18 protein-coding genes and 1 pseudogene are annotated in these 18,093 nt (G+C 31.5%); 16 read left to right on the top strand and 3 right to left on the bottom strand.

The window, feature by feature from the left end:
* Position 1: 1 nt before the first annotated feature.
* Both flhB and AAH949_RS02425 read right to left on the bottom strand, forming a co-directional pair.
* The gene (gene flhB / locus AAH949_RS02430; RefSeq protein WP_134238503.1) at positions 2-1,078 is read right to left on the bottom strand and encodes a flagellar biosynthesis protein FlhB; all 1,077 of its coding nucleotides are present in this window, start codon (positions 1,076-1,078) and stop codon (positions 2-4) included.
* Between the two features lie 123 nt (positions 1,079-1,201).
* On the bottom strand, positions 1,202-1,798 hold the full coding sequence (locus AAH949_RS02425) for a peroxiredoxin (RefSeq protein WP_134238504.1): 597 nt from the start codon (positions 1,796-1,798) through the stop codon (positions 1,202-1,204).
* Positions 1,799-2,083: 285 nt separating this feature from the next.
* Here AAH949_RS02425 and AAH949_RS02420 point away from each other — a divergent pair, with 285 nt between their 5' ends.
* From AAH949_RS02420 to AAH949_RS02345, 16 genes and pseudogenes are all read left to right on the top strand, one after another.
* Positions 2,084-2,368, top strand: a complete 285-nt coding sequence (locus AAH949_RS02420) for a 4Fe-4S binding protein (protein WP_134238505.1) — start codon at positions 2,084-2,086, stop codon at positions 2,366-2,368.
* Positions 2,369-2,534: 166 nt separating this feature from the next.
* The gene (gene ndk, locus AAH949_RS02415) at positions 2,535-2,948 is read left to right on the top strand and encodes a nucleoside-diphosphate kinase (RefSeq protein ID WP_134238506.1); all 414 of its coding nucleotides are present in this window, start codon (positions 2,535-2,537) and stop codon (positions 2,946-2,948) included.
* Positions 2,948-3,304 (top strand): hypothetical protein, encoded by a 357-nt coding sequence (locus AAH949_RS02410; RefSeq protein ID WP_134238507.1) that lies wholly within the window; start codon positions 2,948-2,950, stop codon positions 3,302-3,304. Before ndk ends, AAH949_RS02410 begins: the two co-directional genes overlap by 1 nt.
* Before the next feature lie 9 nt (positions 3,305-3,313).
* Complete coding sequence (rpmF, locus tag AAH949_RS02405) at positions 3,314-3,460, top strand: 50S ribosomal protein L32 (protein ID WP_002858674.1); 147 nt, start codon at positions 3,314-3,316, stop codon at positions 3,458-3,460.
* 6 nt (positions 3,461-3,466) lie between these two features.
* Positions 3,467-4,453, top strand: coding sequence for a phosphate acyltransferase PlsX (plsX, locus tag AAH949_RS02400; RefSeq protein ID WP_348518874.1), 987 nt, complete (start codon positions 3,467-3,469; stop codon positions 4,451-4,453).
* Positions 4,428-5,435 (top strand): beta-ketoacyl-ACP synthase III, encoded by a 1,008-nt coding sequence (locus AAH949_RS02395; protein WP_134238509.1) that lies wholly within the window; start codon positions 4,428-4,430, stop codon positions 5,433-5,435. Before plsX ends, AAH949_RS02395 begins: the two co-directional genes overlap by 26 nt.
* A gap of 77 nt (positions 5,436-5,512) precedes the next feature.
* Positions 5,513-5,725 carry a 30S ribosomal protein S21 gene (gene rpsU / locus AAH949_RS02390; protein ID WP_009649620.1) on the top strand — a complete coding sequence of 71 codons (213 nt, stop codon included), beginning with the start codon at positions 5,513-5,515 and terminating at the stop codon, positions 5,723-5,725.
* Between the two features lie 625 nt (positions 5,726-6,350).
* Positions 6,351-6,953: a UPF0323 family lipoprotein gene (locus AAH949_RS02385; protein ID WP_348518873.1), complete on the top strand. Its 603-nt coding sequence runs from the start codon at positions 6,351-6,353 to the stop codon at positions 6,951-6,953.
* A 9-nt stretch (positions 6,954-6,962) separates the two neighbouring features.
* Positions 6,963-8,129: a glutathionylspermidine synthase family protein gene (locus tag AAH949_RS02380; RefSeq protein WP_134238511.1), complete on the top strand. Its 1,167-nt coding sequence runs from the start codon at positions 6,963-6,965 to the stop codon at positions 8,127-8,129.
* A 40-nt stretch (positions 8,130-8,169) separates the two neighbouring features.
* Positions 8,170-9,102 (top strand): D-2-hydroxyacid dehydrogenase, encoded by a 933-nt coding sequence (locus tag AAH949_RS02375; protein ID WP_134238512.1) that lies wholly within the window; start codon positions 8,170-8,172, stop codon positions 9,100-9,102.
* On the top strand, positions 9,092-9,583 hold the full coding sequence (locus AAH949_RS02370) for a YajQ family cyclic di-GMP-binding protein (RefSeq protein WP_134238513.1): 492 nt from the start codon (positions 9,092-9,094) through the stop codon (positions 9,581-9,583). The genes AAH949_RS02375 and AAH949_RS02370 overlap by 11 nt, the downstream gene beginning before the upstream one ends.
* Positions 9,584-9,595: 12 nt before the next feature.
* Positions 9,596-10,069: a hypothetical protein gene (locus tag AAH949_RS02365; protein ID WP_348518872.1), complete on the top strand. Its 474-nt coding sequence runs from the start codon at positions 9,596-9,598 to the stop codon at positions 10,067-10,069.
* A gap of 8 nt (positions 10,070-10,077) precedes the next feature.
* On the top strand, positions 10,078-11,805 hold the full coding sequence (locus AAH949_RS02360) for an ATP-binding protein (RefSeq protein ID WP_348518871.1): 1,728 nt from the start codon (positions 10,078-10,080) through the stop codon (positions 11,803-11,805).
* A 119-nt stretch (positions 11,806-11,924) separates the two neighbouring features.
* Positions 11,925-13,286 carry a DASS family sodium-coupled anion symporter gene (locus tag AAH949_RS02355; protein WP_348518870.1) on the top strand — a complete coding sequence of 454 codons (1,362 nt, stop codon included), beginning with the start codon at positions 11,925-11,927 and terminating at the stop codon, positions 13,284-13,286.
* Positions 13,287-13,466: 180 nt separating this feature from the next.
* Positions 13,467-14,372 carry a hypothetical protein gene (locus AAH949_RS02350; protein WP_348518869.1) on the top strand — a complete coding sequence of 302 codons (906 nt, stop codon included), beginning with the start codon at positions 13,467-13,469 and terminating at the stop codon, positions 14,370-14,372.
* Positions 14,357-15,553 (top strand): annotated as a pseudogene (locus tag AAH949_RS02345) (autotransporter outer membrane beta-barrel domain-containing protein); the annotation flags it as partial. The gene AAH949_RS02350 and the pseudogene AAH949_RS02345, both read left to right, overlap by 16 nt.
* Before the next feature lie 617 nt (positions 15,554-16,170).
* Here the strand turns inward: AAH949_RS02345 and lepA are convergent.
* Positions 16,171-17,961, bottom strand: coding sequence for a translation elongation factor 4 (lepA, locus tag AAH949_RS02340; RefSeq protein WP_348518868.1), 1,791 nt, complete (start codon positions 17,959-17,961; stop codon positions 16,171-16,173).
* Between the last annotated feature and the right edge of the window lie 132 nt (positions 17,962-18,093).

The raw sequence follows: 18,093 nt of genomic DNA, 5'->3' as shown, positions 1-18,093 counted from the left end.
ATTATTGAAGGCGACTTGCAAATTTTTGGCGATTTGAAGTGTAAACAAAACTTAACACTTCAGCTACAGCCTTAAAAAGCTCCCTAGGGATTAAATCTCCCACATCACAAAGTTTATAAAGCTCTCTTGCTAATGGAGGATTTTCATATACCAAAACATTATTTTGATATGCAATCTCTTTAATGCGAAGTGCTAAAAAATCAACTCCTTTTGCTAATACCTTTGGTGCATTTTCTTTGGTATTATCATAACGAATTGCTACTGCATAATGTGTAGGATTAGTGATCACCACATCAGCCATTGCAACATCTTGCACCATCCTACGCCTTGCAGCTTCCATTTGGAGGCGACGAATTCGAGCTTTAACTTGGGGATCTCCCTCCATTTGTTTATACTCATCCTTAATTTCTTGCTTACTCATACGTAAACTTTTAAAATACTGAAAACGCACTAAAAAAACATCTAAAATGCTGATAATTAAAAATGCAATGATTACAATAGTAGCCAAAATAATCGCCTTATCTCTAAGCCATATCATTTGCGAAGCAATATTGTAAAGTTCGACTTTAGGAAGTTCTTTCATAAATTGTAATAAAAAAATAAAAGCTATAATAAAAACAACTCCAACTTTTAAAGTAATTTTTACAGATTCTATTAATTTTTTCAAGGAAAATAAGTTTTGCAAACCTTTTAAAGGATTAATCTTTCCCAAATTTGGAGTAATAGGCTTTGTGGTAAAGATAAAGCCAAACTGCATTACATTGCCTACAATTCCAGCTATCATAATACTGATAACAATAGGAAAAAGCATAATAATAAGCTCAAACATTGTTTTAATCATTATAGATTGTAAAATTCTTATATCAAATTCAACTCCGATAAAATTTTGATAATACCTATATAAATTTTCAATTCTATTACCCAAAAATCCTATCAAAAACAAAACAACCACAATAGCTACAATCAAAGTTATAACAGCAGCCGCATCTTGACTTTTAGGAACATTGCCTTCTTTTCTAGCATCCTCTATCTTTTTACTCGTGGGCTCTTCTGTTTTTTCTTGATCATCTGCCGCCATTACTATCCTTATATAATTTATATATTAAAAAAATAAATCAGATTATATCATTAATTTTAAAAGTAAGATTAAAAAATACAAATTAAAGAAAGAATGAAAAGCCCAAAAAGGGCTTCTTGAAAATTAAAGTTTAGAAACATTTTGATTTAAATATTCCGCTACACCTTTAGGATTTGCTTTCATACCAGCATCACCTTTATTCCAACCTGCTGGACATACTTCACCATGCTCATTTGTGAAAAGCATAGTATCTACCATTCTAATCATTTCATCGATATTTCTACCAAGTGGTAAGTCATTCACTACTGCATGGCGGATTGTTCCATCAGCATCTAATAAGAACGAACCTCTTAACGCAACAGCTTCGCCAAATAATACATCAAAATTTCTAGCGATTTGTTTTGTTAAATCTGCAACCAATGGGAATTGAACATTACCAATGCCACCTTGATTCACTGGAGTATTTTTCCAAGCAAAATGTGAAAATTCATTATCGCAAGATACACCAATAACTTCAATGCCTCTATTTTTAAATTCTTGGTATCTTTTATCAAAAGCAATAATCTCTGAAGGACAAACAAAAGTAAAATCTTTTGGATAGAAAAATACAACTGCACCTTTTGGGCCTATATTTTTATAAAGATTAAAATCTTCAACTATTTCATTGTTTCCTAATACAGCTGGTGCTGTAAAATCCAAAGCTTTTTTAGTTACTACCATAATTTTCTCCTAAATAATAAATTTTATTAGTAAGGAAATTATATCATTTAAATCTTATAATATATTTAAATTTTTTATATCATTAAAAATTTTTAGTAATTTTATAGCCTCAACTATATTTTAATTAAATATTTAAAAAATGCTAATCAATACTAAAAAATTATATAAAAATATTTTAATATTTATTATCAAAATATATATTTTTTTGATTATCAAAATTTTTAGTTTTTTTAAGAATACTATGTTAAAATATTTTTGACAATATCAAAAATTAAGGAGATTAAGATGGCGGTAAAAATTACAGATATTTGTATAGCCTGTGGTTCTTGTATAGATGAATGTCCTGTGGGTGCTATTGTGGATGATGCAAATAACCCAGAAAATGAAGATAGATATTATGTCTATGCAAACAAATGTGTTGAATGCGTAGGACACAATGATCAACCAGCTTGCGCAAGTGCTTGCCCAACAGATGGCTGTATAGTATGGAGCAATGTAGCTTCAGGACAACCAAGTCGTGATAATATTGATGCAAGTATGAGAAACGGAGATACCCCTGTTTTTGCTTAAAAATTTCTTGCAAATAAAACACAAAATTTTTAGTTATTGACTCATAATACTCAATAACTAAAAATCATTTAACTTTTTTTAAAAAAAAATCAGTATAATTCTAAACTTTAAAAAAATCTAAAAAAGAATTTTAGTTAAATTTCAAAATTTGCAAAAGGAGTAATTTATGGAAAAAACTTTGTCTATAATTAAACCAGACGCTGTTAAAAAAGGTGTTATAGGTAAAATTCTAGATCGTTTTGAAAGCAATGGTTTAAGAATTGCAGCTATGAAAAAAGTTCAGCTTACAAAAGAACAAGCAGAAGGCTTTTACGCTGTGCACAAAGAGAGACCTTTTTTTAAAGATTTAGTTGAATTTATGATTAGCGGACCTGTTGTAATTTCTGTTTTAGAAGGTGAAGGTGCTGTTCTTAAAAATAGAGATTTAATGGGGGCAACTAATCCAAAAGAAGCAAAAGCAGGAACAATCAGAGCAGATTTTGCCCAAAGCATTGATGCAAATGCTGTTCATGGTAGCGATAGTTTAGAAAATGCTAAAATCGAAATTGACTTTTTCTTTAAACCAAATGAAATTTGTTAATGAAAATAGCTTTTTCTAAGATAAATTCAGTAGATTATCCCTTCAAGTTAAATCTTGAAAATGTTATCTTTGAAGGGAAAATTTCAAAAATTAATCCCAAATTGCTTAAAATAAATGCTATAATGTCTGGTTTTGTTTATAGACCTTGTGATAGCTGTGGTGAGGAAATAGAACTTTCACTAAATGAAGACATAGAAGTCTTTGCAAGCGATGGGATATTCAAAGATCAAGAAAATGAGCTTAGCAATACAATAGAATTTTTTGATTCACAAATAGATCTAATAGAAATTGCTATAAGTGAGCTTGAAGCTTATTTGAGTGATTATTTTTATTGTTCAAAATGTAATACAAAATAAGGAGAAAAAATGGCAGTACCTAAGAGAAGAGTAAGTAAAACTCGTGCAGCAAAAAGAAGAACTCATTACAAAGTTAGCCTTCCTATGCCTATAAAAGATAAAGATGGAAGCTATAAAATGCCACATCGTGCCAATCCTACAACTAAGGAATATTAATATCCAATGATAAACATTGCTATTGATGCAATGGGTGGTGATTTTGGAGAAAAACCTATTATAGATGGTGTTATACAAGCTTTACAATCTGAAGAATTTAACGCTATTTTAGTAGGTAACTCTGAAATTTTAAAACCCTTAATACCAAAAGAATTACAAAAATTTATTACCTATGAAGAAGCTAATGAAGTTTTTTCTATGGAAGAAAACGCAACAGATGTTCTAAAACGCAAAGAAACTTCAATATACAAAGCTATTGAACTCATCAAAAATCAACAAGCTCATGCTGTTGTTTCTGCTGGACATAGTGGGGCTAGTATGTCTCTTGCCACTTTAAAAATCGGTAGAATTGAAGGAGTATTAAGACCGGCCATAGCTACATTAATGCCAAACATTAAAGGAAAAACATTGGTTTTGGATGTTGGAGCTAATGTAGATTGCAAAAGCGAACATTTATTGCAATTTGCTCTTATGGGCGAAGCTTATGCGAAAGAAGTAATGGGTATAAGCAAACCGCGTGTTGCCCTACTCTCAAATGGGGAAGAAGAATGCAAGGGTAATGAGCTTACAAAAGAAACCCATCGGCTGTTAAAAAATATGCACAATTTTATCGGAAATGCTGAAGGTAGAGATATTTTTAATGGCAATATTGATGTTTTAGTCTGTGATGGTTTTAGTGGAAATATCATCTTAAAATCTTGCGAAGGCGTAGCAGGAGCCATAGTTAAAATGCTAAAAATAGAAATTAAAAAATCTTTTTTAAGTACACTTGGGGCTTTATTGATGAAAAAAGCATTTATAAATCTTAAAAAACAAATTGATTGGCAAGAATATGGTGGAGCACCCCTATTAGGTGTTGACGGTTGCATGATTATAAGCCACGGAAAGAGTGACGCAAGAGCCATTAAAAATGCCATCTTTCAAGCCATTAAATTCAGTAAATCTAATATAAATAAAGTTATAGAAAATGAAATCAAACAACTCAATTCCTAAAAAAGCTTCTCTTAAGAGTATAGCAGCATATGTGCCCGAAAAAATCTTAAGCAATCAAGATTTAGAAAAACTTGTCGATACAACAGATGAATGGATACAAAGACGCACAGGAATTCAAGAAAGACGCATTGCTCAAGATTATGAAAATGCAAGTGATTTAGGGACAAAAGCCGCCATTAAAGCCTTACAAAGAGCAAATTTGAAACCAAGTGATATTGATGCTATCATTGTAGCAACGCTTAGCCCTGATTATTTCACTATGCCTTCAACCGCATGCAAAATCGCTGCAAATTTGGGACTTAAAAATATTACAGCATTTGACATTTCAGCTGCTTGCTCAGGTTTTATTTATTTGCTTGAATTAGCAAAAGCTATGGTTGAAAGTGGTGCAAAAAAAAATGTTTTAATCGTAGGTGCAGAAAAAGCAAGTTCAATTATGGATTACAGCGATAGAAGCATTTGTATACTCTTTGGAGATGGTGCTGGTGCAGGAGTAGTAAGCCTAGATACTCAAAATCCTATCATCGATGTGCATACAGCAAGTGATGGAAAATTTGGCGATTTATTAATGACAGAACGCTCATCAAGTTCGAATATTTGTTCCAGTCTAGCAATGAAAATGAAGGGCAACGAAGTTTTTAAGGTAGCCGTGCAAACCCTTAGCAATGATGTAGTTGAAATTCTAAGCAAAAATCAAATTTTAGCATCAGATATCGATCTTTTTATCCCACATCAAGCCAATTTACGCATCATTAAAGCCGTACAAGAAAAACTAAATTTAAGTGATGAAAAATGCGTTGTAACTGTACAAAAATATGGCAATACATCAGCAGCTTCCATTCCTATGGCAATGAATGAAGCCTATGAGGAAGGAAGACTTAAAAAAGGCGATTTAATTTTACTTGATGCTTTTGGCGGAGGATTTACTTGGGGCTCAGCCTTATTGAGATTTGGCGGAGAAAATTTTTCATCATTACAATAATCAATTTTTATTTAAATTTAATAAAAATTTGTTAAAATTAAGTCCCAAATTTAAATTAAAGAAAGGTGGTGAGGATAGTGCCAGGAATCAAGGTGCATCCTAACGAGTCTTTTGATGAAGCGTATCGCAAATTCAAAAAACAAGTGGATAGAAATCTAATTGTAACTGAAGTTAGAGCAAGAAGATTTTTTGAGCCTATGACTGAAATTCGCAAAAAACAAAAAATTTCAGCACGCAAAAAAATGCTTAAAAGACTTTATATGCTTAGACGCTACGAGTCAAGACTCTAACCCAAAAGCCCGAAAGGGCTTTTTTATGCCAAATCAAAACTTCACTTTCTAGTCTTTTTACCAATTCATCTTTACCATTACAATATTTTTCTATATCATAAGAATAAAGCTTTGTAAGCTTGATTTTTAAACTTTCATACTCTTTGGCTTTTTCTTTAAAAGTATTAAGATAATCTCCAAAAACAAGATGTCTTATGATATTAACTCATCATCATCTCTAAATATATAAATTTGATGCGTTCTATGAAAATCTCCTTTGCGAAAATATCTTTTATTTTGAATACCAAATTCTCCCATGCACTCATAAGCTAAATTTTCAAATTCACGGTTTTTTCATCGACTTTTTCAAGATCTTTCACTACTATTAAAATATCAATGATGGACTTAGCTTTTATACCTACAATTGCTATGCTTGCTAATATAATAAACTTTACTTAAATTCCATTTTAAAATTTCTTCAAGAAAAGTTTTTTCCAACAAAAACATTCTTTTATAATTATTATCATAATTACACATTTTTATTTCCTGCATCTTTATCTTCTTTTAAATATTTTGAATTTTAAGAGTTAATTGATTATTTTTTGTTAGAATTTTGCAAAAAATCTTTAAATTCTTAGGAAAAACAATGAAAAAAATTAAAAAAATCATTCAAATTGGTATGATAAGCGGAGTAGCAGCAGTTGCAAGCGGTGTGTTAGTAGGCTGTGGTAGCAATGAAAACAACGACACACTAAGTCAAGTAGCCCAAACACAAGGTGCTTTTGTTATTATCGAAGAAACCGCACCAGGACAATATAAAATAAAAGAGCAATTCCCAAGCAACGAAACAAGAGTAGTTTTACAAGATCTCAATGGCACAGAAAGGGTTTTAACTAAAGAAGAAATGGATGCCCTTATTAAAGAAGAGGCTGCAAAAATCGACAATGGAACTTCAAATTTAACCAAAGATAATGCACAAGTTAGTAGTGGAGGTCTTTCTTTGGGTGAAACCTTGCTTGCAAGTGCAGCGGGTGCAATTTTGGGAAGTTGGATAGGTTCTAAACTCTTTAATAATCAAAATTTTGCAAATCAACAACGCGGGGCATTTTCAAACCAAAGCGCCTATCAAAGAAGCGTAAATAGCTTTAACAAAGCAGGAAGCACAACGCCTAGAACAAGCACTACAAAATCAGGCTTTTTTGGTGGCGGTTCTAAAGCTACAAGTTCAAGCTCATCTTTTGGTTCTTAAGGTTTTACAATGAATTTAATACAAGTAGAAAAATTACAAGAAAATTATCTTGAAAGTATAGGTTTTTCATGGCACACAGACAATGATGGTAGTGCTTATGTAAGTGATAAATTAGTCGCTGTAAAAGAAAGCGAAGCTAATGCATACTACGAAGCGGCCAATGAACTTTATGATATGTTTATAGCCGCCGCACAAGAAGTAATTGATAATAATCGCTTTGATGAACTTGGCATTCCTTTTAATCTCGTTGATGCAATTAAAATGAGTTGGGAAAATGAAGTGCATTGGCATTTATATGGGCGTTTTGATTTAGCTGGTGGGCTTGATGGAAAACCTATCAAACTCATAGAATTTAACGCAGATACTCCAACAGCTCTTTTTGAAAGTGCTATTTTACAATGGGCCATTTTAAAACAAAACGGTATGGATGAGAGTGCACAATTTAACAGTATTTATGAAAGCTTGATGGATAATTTTAAAAGATTGATCACGCTAGATGAAAGCATAGAAGATTTTGAAGAACATTATCAAGGTTGGAAAATTCTTTTTTCTAGCGTTGCAGGCAACAAAGAAGAAGAAATGACGACAAAACTACTCGAACACATAGCCAGCGAAGCAGGTTTTGAAACCAATTTTTCTTATGTAGATGAAGTAGAATTTAGTGAAGATGGAATTTTTAAAGATGGGGTTAATTATGAATATTGGTTTAAACTCATTCCTTGGGAAGATATTGCCATAGAAGAAGGTGAACTTGCCATGCTTTTAACGCAAATTATGAACAATCAAAAAGCCATTATTTTAAACCCAGCTTATACACTTTTGTTTCAATCTAAGGGAATTTTGAAAATTTTATGGGAACTTTACCCAAATCATCCTTTACTTTTAGAAACAAGCAATGAGCCTTTAGCAGGTAAAAAATGTGTTAAAAAACCTGTTTTTGGTAGAGAAGGTGCAAATGTTAGCATAATTGAAAACAACACCATAATAGAAGAAAAAATGGGACCTTATGCAAATAATCACTTCATCTATCAAGAATACACAGAATTTAATAAACACGAAAATGAATACTACCAAGCGGGTGTTTTCTTTGCTTATGAAGGTTGTGGTTTAGGGTTTAGAAAAGGGGGTATGATTTTGGATAATTATTCCAAATTTGTAGGACATATTATAAAATAATGTCCTTAGATTTCACAAGAATTTAGCAAAAAGGATAAAAATGAAAATTGTATGCTTAGATGCAGCAACTTTAGGCGGAAGTGACTTATCTGCCTTTTCCACCTTGGGTGAATTTATAAAATATGATTTAACACCAAAAGAAGAAGTGATTTCTAGGATAGGTGATGCAGAAGTTATTATGATCAACAAAATCATCATTGACAAAGAAGTGATTGATGCTTGCAATTTTAAACTCATCCTTGAAACAGGCACTGGAGTAAATAATATCGATGTCGCTTACGCAGAACAAAAAGGCATCATAGTAAAAAATGCTGCTGGATATTCAACTAAAAGCGTTGTGCAACATACCTTTGCTTTGCTTTTTGCCTTTTTAAGTCAAATTCCTTTTTATAAAACTTGGTGCGAGCAAGGACAATGGTGCAATAGTCCTATATTTACAGATTATAGCAGAATTCTTCATACTCTAGCAGGAAAAAAACACGGCATTATAGGGCTTGGCACCATAGGCGAAGAAGTGGCTAAAATTTCTACTATGTTTGGTGCAAATATTTGTTATTACTCCACTTCAGGAAAAAATAACAACTCTACTTTCAAGCAAGTTAGCCTAGAAGAAATGCTTACAACTTGTGATATTATAAGCATTCACGCACCTTTAAACGATAAAACAAAAAATTTACTTACTTTAAAAAAGCTAAAACTCCTAAAAGATAATGCCATTTTAATCAATGTTGGCAGAGGTGGGATCATCAACGAGGCAGATTTGGCTCAAATTTTAGATGAAAAAAACATACGCGTAGGGCTTGATGTTTTAGAATTTGAACCCATGAAAAAAGATCATCCACTCTTAAGCATCAAAAACAAAGAAAACCTTATCATTACTCCGCATGTGGCTTGGGCAAGTGTCGAATCTTTAGAAAATTTAATCGATATTGTATTTAATAATCTTAAAACTTGGATAGAAAATGGCAAATGAACATAGTTTTGATATAAGCGGAGAAATTAATAAACAAGAATTAAAAAATGCCTTAGAACAAGCTAAAAAAGAGCTTGATGGTCGCTACGATCTTAAAGGTATTAAAAATGAAATTGATTTAAATGAAAAGGAAAGTGTATTTAAGCTATGTTCTTCAAGCGAAGGAAAACTTGATGTTTTAAAAGATATTATCATTTCAAAACTCATCAAAAGAGGCATAAATCCTGCAGGCATTAAAGAGCTTTCTCGCGAAAGTGGCGCAATGTTTCGTTTAAATTTAAAAATCAACGATACAATTGATAGCGAAAATGCTAAAAAAATCAATAAAGCCATCAAAGACAGCAAGCTAAAAGTAACTTCAAGTATTCGTGGAGAAGAAATTCGCGTGGTTGCAAAGCAAATTGATGATCTTCAAAGCGTGATGAAGCTTGTCAAAGAGTTAAATTTAGAACTAAATATTAGTTTTAAAAATTTAAAATAAGTTGTTACGAAATTGCGAAAATATTTTGCTTTATTTTTAATATTTTTTTTAAGCGCTTGTGCTATAAAACCTACGCAAACAAAAACCCAGACTGCGCATTTTGCTCTTTTAAGTCCTGAAATTAAAATTGCAGATGCAGGGTTTTTAAAACAAAACAAGCAAGAAATTAAACTTGAGCTTTACAAGCTCGCCCATTTAATCCTTAAACTCAAAATTGATAAAAAAATTTGTGCAAATCAAGCTTGCTATCCTAAGCTTGCATTTAATGCAAAATATTTTAAAAATTATTATTATGAAGATTTTTTAAGCGATATTTTATTAGCCAAACCTCTTTTTAATGGAAAAAATTTAGAAAAAACACATTGCGGTTTTAAACAAAAGATTAATTCTCAAAATTATGAGATTGAATATGAAATATGCGATCTTAAAATATCTTTTTATGAGAAAAAAAATAAAATTAAAATCATTCTAAAAAGAATTAATTAGGAAATATAATGGAAAAATTAAAAGAATTTTTAGACAGCAAAAATATCAAAACAAGCCAAATTTTTAAAGAGTTAGAATGTAATGAAAACGAGGCTTTAATCTTGCAAGAGCTTTGCAAAAATCATGTTGGGGCAAATTATAATGTTAATACCTTTAGCTTGCTGGTAGGAATTTTTGGGCAAGCACAATACAAATATTTAGATCATCTAAAGGACTTAAAACACTTAATAGATCTTGGCTATGTTACACAAAATACAAATATTTTTAAAAATAATGAATTTGGAAAAATGCAGAGCTCTATTTTAAATTTATTGCAAAACGATATTGGCTTAAGCGAGCATTTTTTACAATTTCTAGAAAACAAACCTTTGTTTAATATGTCCAAAACCGGAGCTTATGAAGATTATTTAGATTATTTAAAAGATGAATTTAACCGCATTGAATTATATCAAAAATTAAGTTTTCTAAATTCAAGCAAAACCAATAAAGAATTAAAAAATCAAATCAAAAACTACGAACAACACATTAAAGAAAGATTAAAATCAAGCAAATTTTCCAATGTTTTAACAGAAATTTTCAAAGAAAACAATTTAAATCTTAAAGAACAAATTATCTTTTTAGCACTTTTAAAAGAAGAATACACCATCAGTGGTGAAAATTCAAACGCAAGAGAGATGAATTCTTTGTTGCTTTTGGTGAGTGAAGGCGAATTTGAAAGATTGAAAAATAAAAATTTATTGGATGAAAACTCGAAACTTATTGAAAGAAATTTGGTTGATTATGATGAATATTTAAATCCTTTCGGAGAAATTACTAAAAGTTTTTTTCTAAGTGATGAAGTTTTACAAAGAATTGTTAATTTTAAAGAACCAAAAGAAAACAAAAAAATTCAGCTTAAAAATGCTTTAAAAGAACAAGATATATTTGAACTTATAGAGCCAAACACGGATATTAACGATGTAATAATGCCACAAAAAACAAAAGAACTTTTGCAAAATATTTTAAAACAACAAAACAAACAAGTCTTAGAACGCTTAAGTAAGTGGGGTATTAAAACAAATAAAAATATTGAAGCAAAAATCATTTTTTATGGCCCTGCAGGGACTGGAAAAACAATGTCTGCACTCAGCATGGCAAAATCAATGAAAAAAGCTGTTTTAAGCTTTGATTGTTCCAAAATTTTAAGCAAATATGTAGGCGAGAGCGAGCAAAATGTGCGAAAAATTTTCGACACTTATAAGGAAATTGCACAAAATTGCAAACAAAGTCCTATTTTGCTTTTAAATGAAGCAGATCAATTTTTAAGCACGCGTGTTGAAAGTAGCTCGGGTGCTGATAAAATGCACAATCAAATGCAAAATATTTTTTTAGAACAAATTGAAAAATTCAGTGGAGTAATCATCGCCACTACTAATTTTTTAGAAAGCTTAGATAGTGCTTTTTCAAGGCGTTTTGACTATAAAATAGAATTTAAAAAGCCTAATTTTAAAGAGAGATTATTAATATGGGAAAAAGCTTTACCGAAAAACGCAGAATTTGATAAAAAATTTGATAAAAATATCTTAGCAAATTATGAGTTAAGCGGGGCGCAAATTATTATGGTGGTTAAAAATACAGCCTTAAAAGTAGCCATATCTAAAGATGGAATTTTCAAAATGACTGATTTTTTAGAATTCATACAAAAAGAGTTAAACTCAAGTTTTGATACCGTCAAAACCGTAGGCTTTAATGCATAAAAAAGTTACACTATAAAAATAAAAAGCACAAAAATATCTTCTAAATTTTTGGCACAAAATTGAGATTTTAGATATAATTGTTACTTTTATTAATCAAAATTTTACAAGGAGTTTTACCTATGTCACCTTTTGTTAAGGCAAGTATTGTGATAGTAGATATTGCTATATTCATTGCTCTGCTTCTTTTTTTACCTTTTGAAACAAAAATCAATCAAGCTTTGGCAATTTTGATTTTTGTGGCTATTTTATGGTTAAGCGAAGCTTTGCATGTTACAATTACGGCTTTATTAATCCCTATTTTGGCAGCTTGTATGGGGCTTATGAGCACTTCTAAGGCTTTAAATAGCTTTGCAGATTCAAATATTTTCTTATTTTTTGGTGGCTTTGCTTTAGCTGCAGCTATGCATTATCAAGAATTAGATAAAATCATCGCTAGAAAAGTTTTAGCTTTAGCGCGTGGAAATTTCGCCCTTTCTATACTTTATATTTTCTCTGTAACCGCATTTTTATCAATGTGGATGAGCAATACCGCAACCGCTGCGATGATGCTTCCATTGGCACTTGGAATGCTTTCTAATGTCGATCCAAAAGAAAATCGCAGTACTTATGTTTTTGTTTTACTTGGCGTTGCTTTTAGTGCAAGTATAGGAGGCATCGGAACCTTAGTAGGCACTCCGCCAAATGCTATTGTTGCTACAAATTTAAATATTACTTTTTCTGAATGGCTAAAATACGGCATTCCAATGGTTATCATCTTTATGCCTTTGATGATAGTTACTCTCTATGCTGTTTGCAAACCGAAGCTTAAACAAGAAGTTACTATGCAAATTGAAGATATTCCTATGGATCTGAAAAAATACATTACTTTAGCCATTTTTGCTTTCGTTGCCATTTTATGGATTTTTAGCGCTAAGATCGAGCCTTTTTTAAGCTCACTTTTAAATCTTAAAAAAATTGACAGTTTTGATAGCATTATCGCAATTGGTGCTGCGATTTTAGTGTGTTCTTTTGGTGTTATTAAATGGACAAAAGTACAAGAAAATACCGATTGGGGTGTTTTAATGCTTTTTGGTGGCGGTATTACTTTAAGCGTTATTTTAAAAGACTCTGGAGCAAGCAAACTCTTAGCAGATGGCATTGCAAATTTAATTAAAGATCAAAATGTCTTTTTGATTGCCCTTGTTATTTCTTTCTTTATAGTTTTCTTGACAGAATTTACCTCAAATACTGCTTCAGCTGCACTTTTGGTTCCGCTATTTATCTCCATAGCTCCTGCTTTTGGCGTTCCTGAGCTTGGACTTGCATTAATCATTGCTATCGGTGCTTCATGTGCTTTCATGCTGCCAGTTGCCACCCCGCCAAATGCCATAGTTTTTGGTACAGGTCACATCAAGCAAAGTGAAATGGTTAAAGTAGGAATTTATCTAAATATTGCCTGCTCTTTTATCATCGCAATCGCAGCTTATTATTTTTGGTTATAAATTTCTTGTGCTTTTTAGCACAAGAAATCTTCAAACTTATTTAAAAATTTAATCTTTCAAATTACCATTCGTAAATTATCAATATGTCATTTGCTTTTTTTAATCAACTATACAAAATTTAAGCCTAATTTCACGGGGGGGGGTATAATGAATTTTCAACATTCAATTTAAAGGATAAACATGGTAAAAATTTCACTTTCAGCAAGTAAAGTTTTAGCGGGGATTAGTTTGTTTTGCGTAAATGCTTTAGCACAAAGTATTGATCTTGATAGTAGTAATATTGAAACTTATTTTGATAGCAAAGATAAATATTTTGTTTTAAAAGAAGAGTATAGAAAAGAAAATTTAAATATTAATTTACGCGAAGAACAAGATAATTTATATATCGATATGGGTTCTAACAAGTTAGATATCAAAGCACCTGTCATGATAACATCAATGTATGATTCTTCTTTTAGTGCTAGAGAAATTACTCTAGAAAACATACTTCTTCAATACTCTCAAGCAAATTCTATCAATGGTAATGTCAATTTTAAAGGAGAAGGCGATTTCACTTCAATGAAACAAGGTAATATTATAGACTTATATGAAAACTTAGAAGGTAGCAATCCTTCACTTACTATCAATGGAAATTTAAACTCAGAAGATCTTCAAATTAGCCTTTATGATACTAAAGGTTCTATTATAGTCAATGGCGAAGCGAATTTTAACTCTAATTTAGAGATTGAATACGAAAACGAAGAACTCTTAAAAGAAGATTTGATACTTATTAATGCAACTAAGGGTTTAAATGTCGATCTTAGTCGAGTTTCATTAACAAACTATGGTTATTATAAAGAATTTTATTCTATAGAAAGACTAGAGTCGTCATTCTCTGCTAGAATCCCTACACATTATTCACTTAAACTAACAAATAATCAACTCATTTTATCGCCTAATTTTGAATTTTATCTTGATTCAAAAAACAACAAACAAATTTTAGAAGATAAGATTACAAGTTTAACAAACATGAAAGAAATACTTGAAGACCTTCTAAACTGGACATCAATTAACGAAGCTGAAAAAACGATATACAAAAAACCCTAGCCAAATATAATGATCAAACAGAACAAATCAGTCAAATAACCAACAGTGGACTTGATAGAGTAAGCAATGATATATTTGTTCAAGCTGATGAAAGCATCTCAACTTCCAACAAAGACTTTATTTCTAAGATCTTAGATGGACTTGAAAATTTAAAAGATGCAAAATCTTCTATGGCAATAAAACTTGAACAAGTAGGCGAAAAAGTCGCCAACGATATCAAAAGTTCAGCCAAATCAATCTCAAATTTAAACTCAGCAAGTTCAGGTGTAAATTCAAGCATCAATGTATCTAATGATGTATCGATTAGCTCTCGTGTAGCTATGCTTAATAATCCTTATGGAAACTATGCAAGCAAGCTTTCAAATTTAAGATTTGCAGCCAATGATATTTATGGACAAATGATAGATGATTATAAAAACAGCATTTGGGGAAATGTAATTGGTGGTGCAAATATTATAGATGGCGAAAGTGGAGCATTATATGGTGCTACCATAGGTATGGATAGAAGGATAAATGATGATGTGATCTTAGGAGCATATTTTACTTATGTTGATGCAGAAATTAAAGACAATCTTTTAAATCAAAAATCTGATAACTTTCAATTTGGTGTTTATTCAAACATACGCGTAGCACCTAAAGTGGAAGTCAATGTAAAAGCTTTTGGGCAACTTTCACCAAGCGATCAAGATATTTTCAACTCAGGATTTAATACCATAAACAGTGCAGATTTTACTAGAAAATTCTTTGGCTTAAGTGCTAATGTGGGTTATGTGTTTGATTTTAGTGATAATACTTTATTTATCAAACCTTTTGCGGGAGCAAATTACTACTACGCACACACTCCAAGTTATACAGAAAGTGGCATAGCAGGAAAAGATGTTAAAAGTGCTGGTAATAATTCTTTAAGTTTAGAACTTGGTGCTGAATTTAGAAAATATATGAGTGAAGAATCTTATCTTTTCATCACTCCAAAAATCAAACAGTATGTATTAAATAACGGAGATGATTTTGTGGCAACTTTAGGCGGCGTTGAGCTTCCAAGTGTGAAAAGCGATGAAAAGAAAAAAACCTATGCCCAAGTTGTTATAGGAGGTAATGTAGATGTCAGCGAGAAATTCAGTCTTAATGCAGGTATTGGTGCTAAGCAAATCTTAGCAGGTAAAGTAGATAGTAAAAACTAAACCTATGTAGGTGGTCAAGTTGGGTTTAAATATAAATTCTAAGATTTTTTAAAATTTGCTTGAATTTAGAAAATGATTTAAAGAATTCAAGCAATTTTAAAGCAAGGTAATAAAAACAACCACTTTGCTTTTTTGAAAATGAAAATATTTAAAATATTTTGAGAATTCTTTACAATGAAATTCTTGTTAAAATACAAGAATTTCAAATTTAACTTAAGCTACATATAGTGCTTTGTCGTTGTAAGCATTCTTTGTTATTCTCTCATCATTGTGAGCCATTCGAAGACCTTGCCTAAATCCACCATTTTAAGTTACTCATTTTGTCATTTTAAGTTATTTTGTCATGTGTTGAGCGTAGCGAAACATCTCTATTTAAAACAACTTACTTTGTCATTCTAAGTGAAGTGTAACGAAACAAAGAATCTCTACTCTAAAAACCACGCTCAAGCATAGAAATCCTTCACTGACGCTCAAGATGACCACTACTTTACCATACTAAAGACTTAAGATGATGCAATTTTTTCGGTTGCTGTGTGCGGCTTGGATTAAACGCAAAGATTTTGCCAAAAATTAATTTGGCATTAATCTTACCTTATGAAATTCGCATTTTAGTAAAATCAATCAATTTTAAGCACGCTTAAAAAGGCTTCTTGTGGTAAATTTACCTTGCCTATGGCTTTCATTCTTTTTTTACCTTCTTTTTGCTTTTCTAGTAATTTTCTTTTCCTAGTAATATCTCCGCCATAACATTTAGCGGTTACATTTTTACCCATAGATTTAACCGTTTCTCTTGCAATGATTTTATTACCTATACTTGCTTGAATCGCTACTTCAAAAAGTTGTCTTGGCACGATTTCTTTCATCGCACTTACCAATTCTCTTCCTTTGCTAAGGGCTTTTTCACTTGGCACGATAATGCTTAGCGCATCGACATTCTCACCTGCAACCTTGATATCAAGCTTTACAAGATCGCCTACGCGAAACTCAATAGGTTCATAATCAAAACTTGCATAACCCTTAGTCAAAGACTTTAGCTTATCATAAAAATCCATCACGATTTCATTTAAAGGCACATCGTATTCTAGCAAAACGCGTTCAGGTGTGATATAGTCCATCTTTACTTGCATACCTCTTTTGCGATTTAAAAGAGTGATTAAATTCCCTAAAAACTCACTTGGTGTGATGATAGTGGCTTTTACATAAGGTTCTTTGATATGATCGATTTTATTTACCGGTGGAAGTTCGCTAGGATTTTGAATTTTTATAAGCTCACCATCGGTTTGATAAATTTCATAAGTTACGGTTGGTGCGGTAGCAATTAAGTCAAGATTAAATTCTCTCTCAAGCCGTTCTTTAATCACTTCCATATGTAAAAGCCCTAAAAAGCCAACTCTAAAGCCAAAGCCTAAGGCCAAAGAAGTTTCAGGTTCGTAAGTGATAGAACTATCATTGAGTTTCAATTTATCCAAAGCATCTCTTAAATCTTCAAATTTATCTGTTTCTATAGGATAAAGTCCTGCAAAAACAAAAGCCTTAGCCTTTTCAAAACCGCCTATTGCTTCTTTGGCTTTATTTTTAACTAAAGTGATCGTATCACCCACTTGCACATCACCCACAGTTTTAAGCCCAAGCACTACAACACCCACTTCGCCAGACTTTAGAGCATTGGTTTTAATAGGGTTTAAAGGATGAGGATAGAAAAGATCTTGCACAGTGTGTTTTTTACCTGTACTCATCACTAAAACTTCATCGTTTTTGGCAATTTCACCCTCATAAATTCTAACCAAAGCCAAAGCACCCAAATAATTATCAAACCAAGAATCATAAATCAAAGCCTTAGTTGGTGCTTCGTCATTTGTTTTTGGTGCAGGAATTTTAGTAATAATTGTTTCTATAAGTTCTTTTATGCCCACGCCCGTTTTAGCACTCACACAAATGGCATTTTCACAATCTATACCGATAATATGCTCGATTTCATGTTTCACTTTTTCTACATCGGCGTTTGGTAAATCGATTTTATTGATTACAGGGATGATTTCAAGATTATTTTCAAGTGCTATATAAACATTAGCTATAGTTTGTGCTTCTACTCCTTGAGAGGCATCTACTACAAGTAAAGCCCCTTCGCAACTTGCCAAAGAACGGCTTACTTCATACGAAAAATCCACATGTCCTGGAGTGTCGATGAGATTTAAAACAAAATTTTCATTATTTAACTTATAATTTAATCTTACAGATTGTGCTTTTATGGTGATACCGCGTTCCTTTTCTATATCCATAGTATCCATAACTTGTGAACTCATTTGCCTATCGCTAATGGCTCCGCACTCACTTATAATCCTATCTGCAAGAGTTGATTTTCCATGATCAATATGTGCTATGATAGAGAAATTTCTAATATTTTTCATAATATTTGTTTTCCTAAAAATTAACTTTAAAGTCTGAAATTGTAACAAAATTATTTTTGAAAAATAATAAAATAAAATTCTATAAATTTTTAAATTTCGAAATTAAAAAACCGATATAATATCAACAAAAAC

Origin of the sequence: Campylobacter sp. CCS1377 (assembly GCF_040008265.1) — a bacterium.
Taxonomy (GTDB): Bacteria; Campylobacterota; Campylobacteria; order Campylobacterales; family Campylobacteraceae; genus Campylobacter_D.
Note: the sequence above shows the minus strand (reverse complement) of the source record. Positions and strands in the feature narration are given on the sequence as shown.